Origin of the sequence: Niabella digestorum, from assembly GCF_036409055.1 — a bacterium.
GTDB classification, from domain to species: Bacteria; Bacteroidota; Bacteroidia; order Chitinophagales; family Chitinophagaceae; genus Niabella; species Niabella composti.
In genome coordinates, this window is the sequence record NZ_JAZGLY010000002.1 from 76,995 (window position 1) to 90,405 (window position 13,411).

11 protein-coding genes are annotated in these 13,411 nt (G+C 40.7%); 8 read left to right on the forward strand and 3 right to left on the reverse strand.

All coding sequences use genetic code 11. The features are described 5' to 3' along the window. Positions 1–80: 80 nt before the first annotated feature. A complete protein-coding gene (locus V2H41_RS02990) occupies positions 81–869 on the reverse strand; it encodes a (Fe-S)-binding protein (RefSeq protein WP_330973637.1) in 789 nt (262 codons plus the stop codon). Positions 870–968: 99 nt separating this feature from the next. Between V2H41_RS02990 and V2H41_RS02995 the strand changes: the two genes are divergently transcribed. Then, complete coding sequence (locus tag V2H41_RS02995; RefSeq protein WP_330973638.1) at positions 969–2,009, forward strand: ATP-grasp domain-containing protein; 1,041 nt, start codon at positions 969–971, stop codon at positions 2,007–2,009. Between the two features lie 4 nt (positions 2,010–2,013). Here the strand turns inward: V2H41_RS02995 and V2H41_RS03000 are convergent, their stop codons facing one another. Beyond that, a complete protein-coding gene (locus V2H41_RS03000) occupies positions 2,014–2,379 on the reverse strand; it encodes a hypothetical protein (RefSeq protein WP_330973639.1) in 366 nt (121 codons plus the stop codon). Positions 2,380–2,854: 475 nt separating this feature from the next. Here V2H41_RS03000 and V2H41_RS03005 point away from each other — a divergent pair, with 475 nt between their 5' ends. The 7 genes from V2H41_RS03005 to rpsA all read left to right on the forward strand — a co-directional run bounded on the left by V2H41_RS03005 (position 2,855) and on the right by rpsA (position 12,664). Further along, entirely contained in the window at positions 2,855–4,765 is a 1,911-nt protein-coding gene (locus V2H41_RS03005; RefSeq protein WP_330973640.1) for a DNA topoisomerase IV subunit B, read from the forward strand. A gap of 36 nt (positions 4,766–4,801) precedes the next feature. Then, positions 4,802–5,653, forward strand: coding sequence for a DUF1835 domain-containing protein (locus V2H41_RS03010; protein ID WP_330973641.1), 852 nt, complete (start codon positions 4,802–4,804; stop codon positions 5,651–5,653). Positions 5,654–5,655: 2 nt separating this feature from the next. Next, the gene (locus tag V2H41_RS03015; protein ID WP_330973642.1) at positions 5,656–6,051 is read left to right on the forward strand and encodes a DUF4260 domain-containing protein; all 396 of its coding nucleotides are present in this window, start codon (positions 5,656–5,658) and stop codon (positions 6,049–6,051) included. A gap of 32 nt (positions 6,052–6,083) precedes the next feature. Further along, complete coding sequence (locus V2H41_RS03020) at positions 6,084–8,606, forward strand: DNA gyrase/topoisomerase IV subunit A (protein WP_330973643.1); 2,523 nt, start codon at positions 6,084–6,086, stop codon at positions 8,604–8,606. A gap of 41 nt (positions 8,607–8,647) precedes the next feature. After that, complete coding sequence (locus V2H41_RS03025; RefSeq protein ID WP_330973644.1) at positions 8,648–9,295, forward strand: MgtC/SapB family protein; 648 nt, start codon at positions 8,648–8,650, stop codon at positions 9,293–9,295. A 125-nt stretch (positions 9,296–9,420) separates the two neighbouring features. Then, positions 9,421–10,512, forward strand: a complete 1,092-nt coding sequence (locus V2H41_RS03030) for a DUF3810 domain-containing protein (RefSeq protein ID WP_330973645.1) — start codon at positions 9,421–9,423, stop codon at positions 10,510–10,512. A gap of 169 nt (positions 10,513–10,681) precedes the next feature. Continuing rightward, positions 10,682–12,664 carry a 30S ribosomal protein S1 gene (rpsA, locus tag V2H41_RS03035; RefSeq protein ID WP_330973646.1) on the forward strand — a complete coding sequence of 661 codons (1,983 nt, stop codon included), beginning with the start codon at positions 10,682–10,684 and terminating at the stop codon, positions 12,662–12,664. A gap of 131 nt (positions 12,665–12,795) precedes the next feature. Here the strand turns inward: rpsA and V2H41_RS03040 are convergent, their stop codons facing one another. Beyond that, positions 12,796–13,305: an RDD family protein gene (locus V2H41_RS03040; protein WP_330973647.1), complete on the reverse strand. Its 510-nt coding sequence runs from the start codon at positions 13,303–13,305 to the stop codon at positions 12,796–12,798. Positions 13,306–13,411 lie beyond the last annotated feature (106 nt).

Consider the following 13,411-nt stretch of genomic DNA (forward strand, 5'->3'; position numbering starts at 1 on the left):
GCAAAAATATCAAATGATTGCCAGTACATGGCTATATAACAACATCAACACAGGGTAAATAGTTGGTTAAGGGACTTGTTTTAGTCCTCATCTTCTAATGAAGCGGCAATAATTTCGGCAATATCTAGCACTTTTACAGCATCCTCTTTTTCCGCATTTTTGACGCCGTCGCTAAGCATGGTATTGCAAAAAGGGCAGGCTGCCGCTATATATGAAGCCTCAGTGTTTAAAGCTTCTTGAGTACGCTCCAAGTTGATGCGATGGAGACCTTGCTCTTCTTCCTTGAACATCTGGGCGCCACCGGCACCACAGCATAATCCCTTACTACGACAACGTTTCATTTCTACAAGTGCTACATCCAGGGCCTCGAGTACTTTTCGAGGTGCTTCGTAAATATTATTGGCGCGACCCAGATAACAGCTGTCGTGATAAGTAATTTTTTTGCCTTTGAAATTGCCACCTTCTTTCAATCTTATTTTGCCCTCGTCAATCAGCTGTTGTAAAAAAGTGGCGTGGTGTAGTACCTCGTAATGGCCGCCTAGTTCTGGATATTCGTTTTTAAAAATGTTGAAACAATGAGGACAGGTTGTTACGATCTTTTTGATGCCGTAGTTATTTAAAAGCTGAATGTTCTGATATGCCATCATCTGAAAGATGAACTCATTTCCGGCGCGTCTGGCGGGGTCTCCTGTGCACATCTCCTCATTTCCGAGCACGGCATAATCTATTTTGATAATGTTCAGAATTTTAATAAACGCTCTAGTAATCTTTTGTGCGCGTTGGTCAAAACTGCCAGCACATCCTACCCAAAACAATATTTCGGGCGTTTTTCCGTTTGAGAAAAGCTCGGCTATTGTAGGTATTTGCATATGTTATTTTTTAGGCTCGGAAATACTCAACCATATCTTTGAGCGGTTATATAAAATTAGTTTATTTTGGGCCACAACAGGTATATTTACTGATTATTGATGCAGATTAAGAAATTTTTTGAGCGGTTATTTAATTGGGAGCTGTGGGACTTCTATGTACTATATGCCCCATTATCTCCCATGTGGTTTTGGTATTGTATGAGAAGCAAAGCCGTGTGGTTTTTTACTCCCTCAAATCCTAAAATTACTTTTGGTGGCTTTGAAGGCGAAGGAAAAAAAGAAATGTACGATTTGCTCCCAGCAGAAATCGTTCCGCAAACCATCTACATACAACCAGGAATACCCTTTGAAGAAGTATTGAAAGCAATTGCGCGTTCGGGATTGCAGTATCCATTTGTGGTAAAGCCCGATGTGGGTATGAAGGGAATTCTATTCAGAATCATTGAAGATGAAGCGCAACTGAAAAGATATCATGAGCGTATTCCCGTAGAATATCTGATTCAAGCTAAGGTGGATTATCCTGTAGAGGTGAGTGTATTTTATTATCGCTATCCTTGGGAAGAAAAAGGTGTGGTGTCGGGATTTATACATAAAGAGCTTTTACAGGTAAGAGGCGATGGTAAGCGCACGCTCAAAGAACATATATTGGCACATCCCCGAGCCCGTTACCGCTTCGAAGAAATGGAAAAAAAACACGGTCATCGATTCGACAGAGTTATTCCCGAGGGGGAAATTTTTTATCTGTCTTTTGCAGGCAACCATAATCGAGGCGCACGGTTTACCAATCTACATGATTTGATTGATGATAATTTGGTTCGTGTTTTTGACAAGATCAGTAAAGAAACGGAATTCTATTATGGGCGTTACGACATTAAAACACAGTCTATTGAAGACTTGAAGCAAGGACGTAATTTTATGATTCTGGAGTATAACGGCTCCGGCGCCGAACCTAATCATATTTATGATTGTAACATGAGTTTGTGGCAGGCGTATAAAACCATTCTGCATCATTGGAGAGTGTTGTATCAAATCAGTAAATACAATGCGAGGAATGGGCATCCTTACTGGCCTTATAAAAAAGGAAGAGATTTTTTAAGAGCAGCTAAAAAACACTTCAGGCGACTGGAAAAATTTGAATAAATATTTATCGGGATGAAGCCTTGCGCTTCCGGTTTTTAAACCAACCCATAATCAGATTAATAGGCACTAGTAATTGTGCGGTAACAAGCGTAAGTAGTGCGCCTACTACAAATTGTCCTGTTTCTGCCGAAAGGGTAGCTTTCTTAATAAAATCTTGACCGCTATAAGCCTCTATCCATTGATTACTCCACAATGCAGTGATGATAATAATAACGAAAAGCAGTATGGTGAGCACAATATGGAAATGATAAATCCTTTTAGAGCCAATCATGGAATAAGTATAAGTATACAACAGCCATAATATGGACAGATAAACGGCACAGAACATGAAAATACGGGCAAACGAAACCACATAGGTGGTTTGATTCATGTGCACGTCTAATGTTTTTTTTAGGGTAAAAAACGCGGCAATAAAAAATAATGCTGAAGTGAGTAAAAGTAAATGATGACGAGGTTGAAATAGTTTCATAAACAATAAATCTGTGGCAAACTTAGGTTTTGATGACGAAATAGCGAGCGGTCTTCATCTTTGAGTTTTTAAAAAAAACGTATCATATCAAGAGTCGTATTTGTCCCAGACAGGCATGTCCAAGAGGTTTTTAAGGAATAATAAAGCATTTTTCTTCACATATTGTGTATAACTCTCAAATATTGCCAGGTATTGAGTTTTATTATATTTGCGTGACTCAGGAGGTGAAATACATACTTCTGAATCCGATGCAGAGGCACTTAAATGCTGCAGCATGAGAGGTTAACATCTTATTTCTTATGACTATGCATCGGAAGGGACTGCATCTATTTTCGAACACGCTCCTTTAGGTACGAGGAGAAAAAGGAACTAATCAATGGCAAAGGAAAAAGTTATTACACCGGGAAGCGATTACGATGAGGACAGTATAAAAAGTCTGGACTGGAAGGAGCATATCCGCCTCAGACCGGGGATGTATATCGGTAAATTGGGCGATGGTAGTAGTCCGGATGATGGTATTTATGTACTGGTAAAGGAAGTCATCGATAACTGTATCGATGAATATACCATGGGCTATGGCAAAACCATCGAACTTACTATAGAAGGTAGAACGGTAACCGTACGCGATTATGGCCGTGGAATTCCCTTGGGTAAAGTGGTTGATGTTGTAAGCAAAATTAACACGGGAGCAAAATACGATAGCCGCGCGTTCCAGAAATCTGTAGGATTAAACGGAGTAGGTACCAAGGCGGTAAATGCTTTGAGTACTTATTTCAAAGTGGCATCGGTTCGGGATAAAAAAGAAAAAGTTGCAGAATTTGAACGTGGCGTATTGATTACCGAGCATAAAGAGGGTAAAACATCCGAGCCTAATGGTACTACTGTAACATTCATTCCCGATGATACTATCTTCAGGAACTTTAAATTCCATCATGAGTTTATCGAAAATCTGATATGGAACTATTGCTTCCTGAATGCGGGTTTGAAAATTGTTTTTAACGGTAAAACATATATAAGTAAACACGGCCTTCGCGATTTGCTGGAGCGCAAAACCAATCCTGATGAAATTCGTTATCCCATCATTCATTTAAAAGGCGATGACATCGAAGTGGCCATTACGCATGGCAACGATTATGGCGAGGAACTATACAGTTTTGTAAACGGTCAGTATACCACACAGGGAGGGACGCACCAGCAGGCATTTCGTGAGGCATTTGTAAAAACAGTACGCGACTTTTATAAAAAAGATTATGATACGGCTGATATCCGCACAGGTATAGTGGCTGCAATAAGTGTAAGAGTAGTAGAGCCGGTGTTCGAAAGTCAGACTAAAACCAAGCTGGGCTCGCAGAACGTCGATGTGAATGGTCCCAGTATGCGCCAGTTTGTAGGAGATTTCCTATCGCGCGAGCTGGATAACTATTTGCATAAAAACCCTACTACTGCCGATGCACTTAAGAAGCGTATTGAGCAAAGCGAGCGGGAAAGAAAAGAGCTGGCGGGAATTAAAAAACTGGCGAATGAAAGAGCCAAGAAAGCCAACCTGCACAATAGAAAGCTGCGCGATTGCCGCATTCACCTGAATGACGACCCCCCAGCTAGAAATAAAGAGGAGTTTATCAGCAAGCAGTCCGAAACTACTATTTTTATTACCGAGGGGGATAGTGCGAGTGGTTCTATTACTAAAGCTCGCAATGTGGAAACACAAGCAGTGTTTAGTCTACGCGGAAAACCATTGAACTGTTTCGGGCTGACTAAAAAAGTGGTATATGAGAATGAAGAGTTCAATCTGCTGCAGCACGCTCTAAATATTGAAGAAGGGTTGGAAGGACTACGATACAATAATATTGTGATTGCTACCGATGCTGATGTGGACGGAATGCACATTCGTCTACTAATAATGACCTTCTTCCTGCAGTTTTTCCCCGACTTGGTAAAACTAGGAAAAGTATATGTGTTAGAAACTCCGCTGTTCCGTGTGCGTGATAAGAAAGAAACCATTTATTGCTACAATGAAGCAGAGAAAAATGCTGCGATTAAAAAACTTTCAGGAAAACCAGAAGTGACCCGATTCAAAGGTTTGGGTGAGATAAGCCCAGATGAATTCGCTCAGTTTATTGGCCCTGACATGCGTAAATCGCCTATGCGTTTGGAACAAGGCGACCATATTCATCAGTTGCTGGAATACTACATGGGTAAAAATACTGCGGAACGTCAGGAGTTTATTATCGATAATCTTGTTATCGAGCTCAATAAAGAAGAAGAATTGGTGCGGGTGGATGATTAATAAATCATATTCTTAATCCTCAATTATACATAGTGGATGATACATATAGTTTTTAATGAGGCCGAAGTAGCGTTGATGCAAAAAGTGCAGGAGTTGGATGAAACGCTTGCCGGTCCGGTAATTCAGATAAAGGATGACTATTCGGTGGGACCGATTGCTTCCATTTACGAAACAGAAGGCTATCAGCAACGTCGCGATTGGTGGAACGCTCTGTTAGAGCATTCCCCCTACAAAGACCAGTTGAATATGGTTGATGATAAGCTGACAGTGCACAATTTGATAAAGATGCTGCAGGAGAACCCGGAAGAAGAGGCATGGATATGGATGGGGCAGAATCAACACGATGTGTGCGGCTACTATTGGCTAATGCCCCAGCTGCGTGAGTTTCAGGGGAGGGTGATGATTCTGTATATGAATAATCTTCCGTTCATTAACGAAAAAGGAAATATTTTTTATCCTTCATGGTTGTACGAAATTCAACCGTCAGAATTTTTAAAAGCAAAGAAGCTGGCGAGACCCATTACGCTTAGTGAATATGAAGTAGACCCCGATGAGTGGCTCAAGCTTACTCAAGAAAATGCTATGGTACGCATTCTGGAGGGTGGTAAAAAAATTATCAGTAAGGGCGAAGATTATTATGACGCGGAGATCTTAAAGAATATTACGGGCGAATGGCAAAAAGCTTCACGCGTATTGCAAAACACCTTGAATAGAATGAAAGTCAAAACCAGCGATGTGTTTTTAATGTGGCGAGTAAAGACTTTGATAGAAGAGGGTAGACTTCTTGCTGAAGGTGATTTAAACAAAGACTGGAAATCCTTCAACATTAAACTGTTGGGAAATAATAAACAGGCAGTTGAGAACACTGCGCAAACAGAAAGCCTTTAGTAATGAAAGTCTTGATTAAGCTGGAAGAACTGGCCATGCTGTTAATAAGCCTGTTCTTGTTATGGAACGCCAACGCGTCCTGGTATTGGTATTTATTATTATTAATAGGTCCGGATATCGGCATGTTAGGCTATATGGTAAATAACAGCGTAGGAGCTGCTGTCTACAATGTGTTTCATCATAAAGGCATAGCGCTGGCCATTTTTGTGATGGGTATATATCTGAATGATGTACTCACGCAGCAAATAGGCATAGTGTTGTTTGGGCATGCGGCCATGGATAGGATCTTTGGATATGGACTGAAGTATAATAAAGGATTTGCCTATACACATCTGGGTATGATTGGAAATAAAGCCCTAGGTAACACCTCTGGCTCAGACGATATAAGTGAATTGTAAAAACGATAGCTTAAAAGCGGCTGATAAAAAAGATGAAAGAAAAGACTAAAGACAATATCGAACATAGTGAAGGCTCCGGTATACAGGGGCAGTTTAAAACATGGTTTCTCGACTACGCTTCTTATGTAATATTGGAGCGTGCAGTACCGGCTGTAGAAGACGGGTTAAAGCCCGTACAGCGTCGTATCCTTCATGCTATGAAGGAAATGGACGATGGCCGTCTACATAAAGTGGCAAATATTGTGGGGCAGGCGATGGCCTTCCATCCTCATGGAGACATGAGTATTAGGGATGCGCTCGTTAACATGGGGCAAAAGAATTTGCTTATTGATACACAGGGTAACTGGGGTAATGTTGAAACCGGTGATGATGCAGCTGCATCAAGGTATATTGAGGCGCGTCTGAGCAAGTTTGCACTGGAGGTTGTTTTTAATCCTAAAACCACCGAGTGGCAGTTGAGCTATGACGGACGTAATAAAGAGCCTATAACACTTCCGGTGAAATTTCCTTTGTTGTTGGCTCAAGGAGCAGAAGGTATCGCTGTGGGACTTTCTACCAAAATCCTTCCGCACAACTTCTGTGAGCTGATTGATGCTTCCATCAAGTATCTGAAGGGGAAGAAATTTGTGCTTTATCCCGATTTTCAGACCGGAGGGATGATTGATGTGACCGACTACAACGAAGGTAAGAGAGGTGGTAGGGTTAAAGTACGGGCCCATATAGAAGAGGTAGACAAGAAAACACTGGTAATAAAAAGCGTACCTTACGGAGTTACCACTGATCAGTTGATTGATTCTATTATCAAAGCCAATGATCAGGGGAAGATAAAAATCAAAAAAGTAACCGATAATACTGCGGCCAACGTTGAAATACAAGTTGACTTAGCTCCTGGTATTTCTTCGGATATAACCATAGATGCGCTTTACAAATTTACCAACTGCGAAATTTCCATTTCGCCTAACGCTTGTGTGATCGTAGATATGAAACCGAAGTTCCTTTCGGTGCATGATTTATTGCGCATCTCCGTAGACAATACCAAAAACCTGCTGCAGAAAGAGCTACATATCAAGCTGAACGAGCTTAATGATAAATGGCATTATACCTCTTTGGAAAAAATCTTCTTTGAGGAGAAGATATATAAAGAGTTGGAGAAAAAACACGAGTCGTGGGAGAAAGTCATCAATGCCATTGATAAAGCATTCGAGCCTTTCAAAAAGAAACTGAAACGCGAAGTAACCCGCGAGGATATCCTGAAGCTTACCGAAAAACCGGTACGCCGTATCTATAAACTGGATATTGATGAGTTGGATGCCCAGATTAAGGAACTGGAATCCGAGATAAAGCAAGTGAAATATGACTTGGAGCATCTAGTAGAATATGCCATCGCTTACTATGAGGGCTTGCTAAAAAAATATGGTAAGGGTCGCGAAAGAAGAACAGAAATTAAGCAGTTTGAAGTAATCGAAGCTAAGCAAGTTTCCATTGCGAATACTAAGCTATATATGGACAGGTCCGGAGGATTTATCGGTACCAGTCTTAGAAAAGATGAGTTTTTATTTGAATGTTCGGATCTGGACGATATCATCGTATTTACCAAGCGTGGTATTATGAAAGTGGTAAAAGTGGCCGATAAAGTGTTTGTAGGGAAGGACATTATTCATGCTGCTGTGTTTCATAAAAATGATGATCGTACCACTTACAATATGATTTATGTGGATGGTAAGACGGGCGTTAGCTATGCAAAGCGATTTAACGTCACCAGCGTTACTCGCGATAAGGAATACGATCTCACTAAAGGTGACGATAAAAGCCGTGTTCATTATTTCTCAGCCAATCCCAATGGAGAAGCTGAAGTGGTAAAAGTGCTTTTAAGTCCTAATTGTACTGCGCGTATTAAGGAATTCGATTTTTATTTCGAGGAGATTGCCATCAAAGGTCGCAGCAGTATCGGCAATCAGGTTACCAAGTACCCTATAAAATCTGTTAAATTTAAGGAGGCTGGAAAAGCTACCCTGATCGGAAGAAAACTGTGGTTTGATGATAAATTCGGTCGTCTGAACACCGAAGAAAAAGGTACCTACCTGGGGGTGTTTGAGCCCGATGATCAAATACTGGTGATTTATAGCGATGGATATTACGAGGTAACCGACCAGGAGCTGATTCAGAAATTTGATCCCGAAAAAGTGATGCTTATCGAGCGCTTTGATCCTGAGAAAATCATCACTGCGGTGTATGTGGATATGAAGCAGCTGCAGTTTAATGTAAAGCGTTTCAAAATAGAAACCTCTACATTGCGCAATAAATTCTTCTTCATTAAAGAGGGAGAGGGTAACTATGTAGAGTGTGTTACCACTGCCAACGACCCGATATTGCTGGTGCAAAGTGGCCGTGGTGAACAGGTTAGAAAAGCTAAGTTTAAGTTGGCCAAGGTGACCGATGTGATGGGTTGGAAAGCCGTAGGAGCCAAATTGACGGACTATAACAAAAGCGTTACCATGGAGTGGATAGAGGTGAAGGAGAATGAGTCGCCCCAGCAGGAATTGTTTAGTGAGTAATAGAGTGCTCAAAATAGCAATGCTTTTGCTAAATTTAGGTTGTGTTTGAATATTTCCATATCGATGACCTTTATAAAGCCCTTATTGCACTGGGTGCAGGTGTTGTATTAGGACTTGAAAGAGAACTTAAGGATAAAGCCGCAGGCCTTAGAACGATTACATTAATCACGCTAGGGTCTGCGCTTTTTGCTATTGTATCTTACAGAATGGGACAACCCAATCAGGAAGCGACTCGTATTGCCTCATATATCGTAAGTGGTATTGGATTTTTGGGTGCTGGGGTCATTTTTAAAGATGGTGTAACAGTAAGCGGATTAACTACAGCGAGTGTAATATGGGTATCCAGTGCCGTAGGGATGTCAATAGGATTTGGACAGGCATATCTTGCTTTCATATTTTTAGTTACGGCCTTTTTGGTTATTCATTTCGGTAGTATTATTAATAGAATTGTTCCCAGTTATAAGCGTACCAGAATGCTGATGATTTGTCTTGCGAAAGAACAGGCCCATTTGCGCAATACCTTAGTTGCGAAAATGAAGTCGGCACTGTTAAAGGTGGATGAAATTAAACTGGCCGCAAAAGGAGATAAAGTATATGTGTATTATGATATTACCATTCGAAAAGGAAAACTCTCCATTTTCGAAAACTTTTTATTAGAAGAGGAGACGATACTTGAATTTGAGCTATAATAACTTTTTGATACTATTGTATACCATAAATATCCGTATTGCTAACTGCAGTTCAGCGGTATTTCACTAAACAAAAGTTCTCCACTAGGTGTAATATTCTTGTTATAGTTTTCAGTAGAAAGGGCATGAATTATAAACAGCGCAAAAGTGTTCGATGGTTGGTTTTGATATTGCTGGTGGTAGCAATAAAGGTTCTTTCCATAAAACCTTCATGGGTGGAGACGATCTACACTTACGGTGTATATCCTTTTATCGCTCGTGTGCAAAGAGTTCTATTGGGATGGGTGCCATTTAGTATAGGTGATATTTTCTATGTTCTCGTATTATTGAGCATTTTTATTATTTGTATTAAAGGGCTCAAGGCGTTTTACAAACGCCGTATCTCAAGAAGTACATTTCGAAGAGGGGTGGTAAGGGTGATTTTTTTCTGGGCATTAATATTTGTTGCGTTTTACGGTTTGTGGGGACTTAATTATTCTCGTCAGGGAATAGCCTCGCAATTAAACCTCGAAGAAAAAAAATATGCGTATAACGATCTGGATACTTTAGTGCATTTGCTTCATACTCGACTGAATCATCATGCATCTCAGATCACTCCTGCAATAAGAGATTCTTTTAAATCAAAGCGCAATTTGTTTAAGAGTGCGCCGCAGATGTACACAATTGCCGAAAAGCAATATCCTTTTCTCAAGTATAAAAATTATTCAGTAAAACCATCGTTGTTTAGCTACATAGGCAACTATTTCGGTTTTCAGGGGTATTATAATCCCTTTACGGGAGAGGCTCAGGTCAACACCACCATTCCGCTATGTCTGGAGCCATTTGTTACAGCCCATGAAATAGCGCACCAGTTAGGTTATGCAAAAGAAAGTGAAGCCAATTTTGTAGGCTTCTTGGCCTGTCGCTTGCATCCTTCTGAGCATTTTAAATATTCGGTATACTTTGAAATGTTTCAGTATGCGATCAAGGAGCTACATTATGTAGATTCTGTACGTGCACAGTCCTATCTGCAAACACTGCATCCGTTAGTGCAGAAAGATATCAGGGAGTGTCGAGAGTTTTACCAAAAGTATAGCAACCCCATCGAGCCCTATATTGCCGAGGCATACAGCTATTTTCTGAAAGCCAATAATCAACCAAAAGGGAAGGCCTCCTATAACGAGGTGGTGATGTGGCTTATCGCTTATTATAAGCGATATGGTACTACAGCCATTTAAAGATAGCGGGTATAAGCCCTTATCGATGCATGATTTGCGGGAGTGCTCCATTTTAAGAGCGATTTTTATTGATTATCAACTACTTATCTGTTAGAATATTGATATTGGGCTTATACGAAGGATTTTTGTACCTTTGCAGTCCGAATTTTTAAACCCTTCGGATTTTTTTATGAATTTGTATTTTGTTAAACAATTAAACGCTGATGCACAGGAGAATGCTGGCTCTGCCGAACCGGTAGGAGAAGCTTCTGCAGCGACACCAACAACACCTGTGGAGACCGCACAAGCGGCTGCGCCTGTTGAAAAACCACAAACTCCAGTAGCTGAAATTGATGAGTCAGCACACGATGATTTTGACTGGAGTATCGACAAGCGCCACGTTTCTTCTTACTCAAAAGAAGAAAAAGAAAAGTACGACAAAGTTTACGACAGCACTTTCGTTCAGTTGAACGATGGTGAGTTAGTAACAGGTACTGTGGTAGGCCTTACCAAGACCGATGTAGTCATCAACATTGGTTTTAAAAGCGATGGACTTGTTCCTTTGAACGAATTTCGCGATATGCCCGGCCTCAAAATAGGTGATGAGGTTGAGGTGATGATCGTTGAAAAAGAAGACAGAGACGGACACTTGAACCTGAGCCGTAAACAAGCCCGCACTACTCGTGCTTGGGAAAAAATTGTTGAGGTTAACAAAACTGGTGAAGTGGTTACCGGCTTGGTTACTTCTAAAACTAAGGGCGGTCTTATCGTGGATGTATTTGGAATGGAAACCTTCCTTCCTGGTTCTCAAATCGACGTTAAGCCTGTTACTGACTACGATCAGTTCGTTGGTAAAACCATGGAGTTCAAAGTGGTTAAAATCAACGAAACCATTAAGAACGCTGTGGTGTCTCACAAAGCGCTTATCGAAAGCGATATGGAGGCTCAGCGTGCCGAAATTATCGGTAAACTGGAAAAAGGTCAAGTATTGGAAGGAACCGTTAAAAACATCACCGACTTTGGTGCATTTATGGACCTCGGTGGCTTAGACGGTTTACTATATATCACAGATATTTCTTGGGGACGTATTTCTCATCCGAGCGAAGTACTGAAGTTAGATCAGAAATTAAACGTAGTGGTACTGGACTTCGACGACGAGAAAAAACGTATCAGCCTTGGTCTGAAACAATTAACTCCGCATCCTTGGGATGTATTGCCTGAAGATATCAAAGAAGGCAACATCGTAAAAGGTAAGGTTGTTAATATCGAAGACTACGGTGCATTCTTGGAAATCTATCCTGGAGTAGAGGGTCTGGTTCACGTAAGTGAAATCACTTGGGCTAACACTCCAATCAATGCTAAAGACTTCTTCAAACTGGGTGATGAGCACGAAGCTAAGATCGTAACGCTCGATAAAGAAACCCGTAAGATGAGTCTTTCTATCAAGCAATTGACAGAAGATCCATGGACCGATATCGAAAATAAATTTGCAGAAGGAACCAAGCATACTGGAGAGGTGAAAAATATCACCAACTACGGTGTGTTTGTGGAGCTGGCGCAAGGTATCGGGGGAATGATTCACATCAGCGACCTTAGCTGGTTGAAGCGTTTCAATCACCCAAGCGAGTATACCAAGGTTGGTGAAAAAATCGACGTGGTGATTCTGGGTATCGATAAAGAAAACCGTAAACTGCAATTAGGTCACAAACAACTTGAAGAAGATCCTTGGAACGCATTACAAGAAACCTTCGCGATTGGTAGCATTCATGAAGGAACTATAGTGCGTAAAGATGATAAAGGTGCTATTATCCAATTGCCTTATGGCTTGGAAGGATTTGCTCCTAACCGTCATCTAGCTACTAAGGAGGGTAAATCTTTAGGTCTGGATGAAACTGATCAGTTTATGGTGATTGAGTTTGACCGCAACGAAAAGCGTATTGTTGTATCTCATACCCGAGTATGGGAGCACGAACAAACCGAAGAACGCGAAAGCGCTAAAAAAGCTGAGCGTGCTGAAGCGGAAAAAACTAAAAAAGCAGTAAAAAGCATTCAAAGCAAAGTAGAAAAAGCTACTTTGGGTGACTTAGGTATTCTGGCCGACCTCAAAAAGAAAATGGATGAGGAAGCTAAAAATGCCGAAGCGAAAAAGGATGCTGATGCTGACAAAAAATAAGAATGACCTCCTTTTTGATAAAAAAAGCTGCTCACACGTTGAGCAGCTTTTTTATTTGAATTATATAACGACAAATGAATAATTATTCTATCTAGTATAGTTATCTATGTTTCTTATAAGTTCGCTATCGATTATTTAGATTTTACTACCAGTGTTTTGGCCAGTTTGTCGTGTAAGGTTTGGTTTTTGTCATCCCACAACATCATCAGATAACCAATTAAAAGAATAATAGTGGAGATATAACTGGCAAAGTAACGTCCGGTAGCATTTATGAAGGTAATACGCTGACCATTCATGCCGGTAACTTTCAACCCTAGTGCTCTTTTGCCTAAAGTGGCTTGCCAAGAACTAGAATGCATCAGCGAGAAATACAACCACTGCATTAGTAAAGTCATTTTGCTGGCTGTACTAAAGTAGGATGCTCTTAAAGCACTACCTAGGCCCTCACCTTCCATGATTTCTCTTATTTCTTCCGGAGAGGGTGAGGCAAAAATTCTTGAAATAAATTGCCCTGCAACTGCTAGAATGATAATATCAATCAATATGGCTGCAAATCGCTCCCAGAAACTTCCATATTTGGGAAAACTAAGAGGTGATGAGGGAGTTCCCTGAGGCTCGAATGGGGTTGTTGATTCTGTCATGTTTTGTAAGTTTTAGAGGTGATCTGATATTCCTAACTTTAAATTTAAACAAAAAGAACGGAATCCTCCCCAGTAGCTGCTTTAACCAATTTTAGTGATATATTCC

What these genes read in the sequence shown, in the direction of transcription:
- V2H41_RS02990 (WP_330973637.1), bottom strand. Translation starts at nt 869, where the DNA reads ATGCAAATACCTACAATAGCCGAGCTTTTCTCAAACGGAAAAACGCCC.
- V2H41_RS02995 (WP_330973638.1), top strand. Translation starts at nt 969, where the DNA reads ATGCAGATTAAGAAATTTTTTGAGCGGTTATTTAATTGGGAGCTGTGG.
- rpsA (WP_330973646.1), top strand. Translation starts at nt 10,682, where the DNA reads ATGAATTTGTATTTTGTTAAACAATTAAACGCTGATGCACAGGAGAAT.
- V2H41_RS03020 (WP_330973643.1), top strand. Translation starts at nt 6,084, where the DNA reads ATGAAAGAAAAGACTAAAGACAATATCGAACATAGTGAAGGCTCCGGT.
- V2H41_RS03015 (WP_330973642.1), top strand. Translation starts at nt 5,656, where the DNA reads ATGAAAGTCTTGATTAAGCTGGAAGAACTGGCCATGCTGTTAATAAGC.
- V2H41_RS03040 (WP_330973647.1), bottom strand. Translation starts at nt 13,305, where the DNA reads ATGACAGAATCAACAACCCCATTCGAGCCTCAGGGAACTCCCTCATCA.
- V2H41_RS03030 (WP_330973645.1), top strand. Translation starts at nt 9,421, where the DNA reads ATGAATTATAAACAGCGCAAAAGTGTTCGATGGTTGGTTTTGATATTG.
- V2H41_RS03000 (WP_330973639.1), bottom strand. Translation starts at nt 2,379, where the DNA reads ATGAATCAAACCACCTATGTGGTTTCGTTTGCCCGTATTTTCATGTTC.
- V2H41_RS03010 (WP_330973641.1), top strand. Translation starts at nt 4,802, where the DNA reads ATGATACATATAGTTTTTAATGAGGCCGAAGTAGCGTTGATGCAAAAA.
- V2H41_RS03005 (WP_330973640.1), top strand. Translation starts at nt 2,855, where the DNA reads ATGGCAAAGGAAAAAGTTATTACACCGGGAAGCGATTACGATGAGGAC.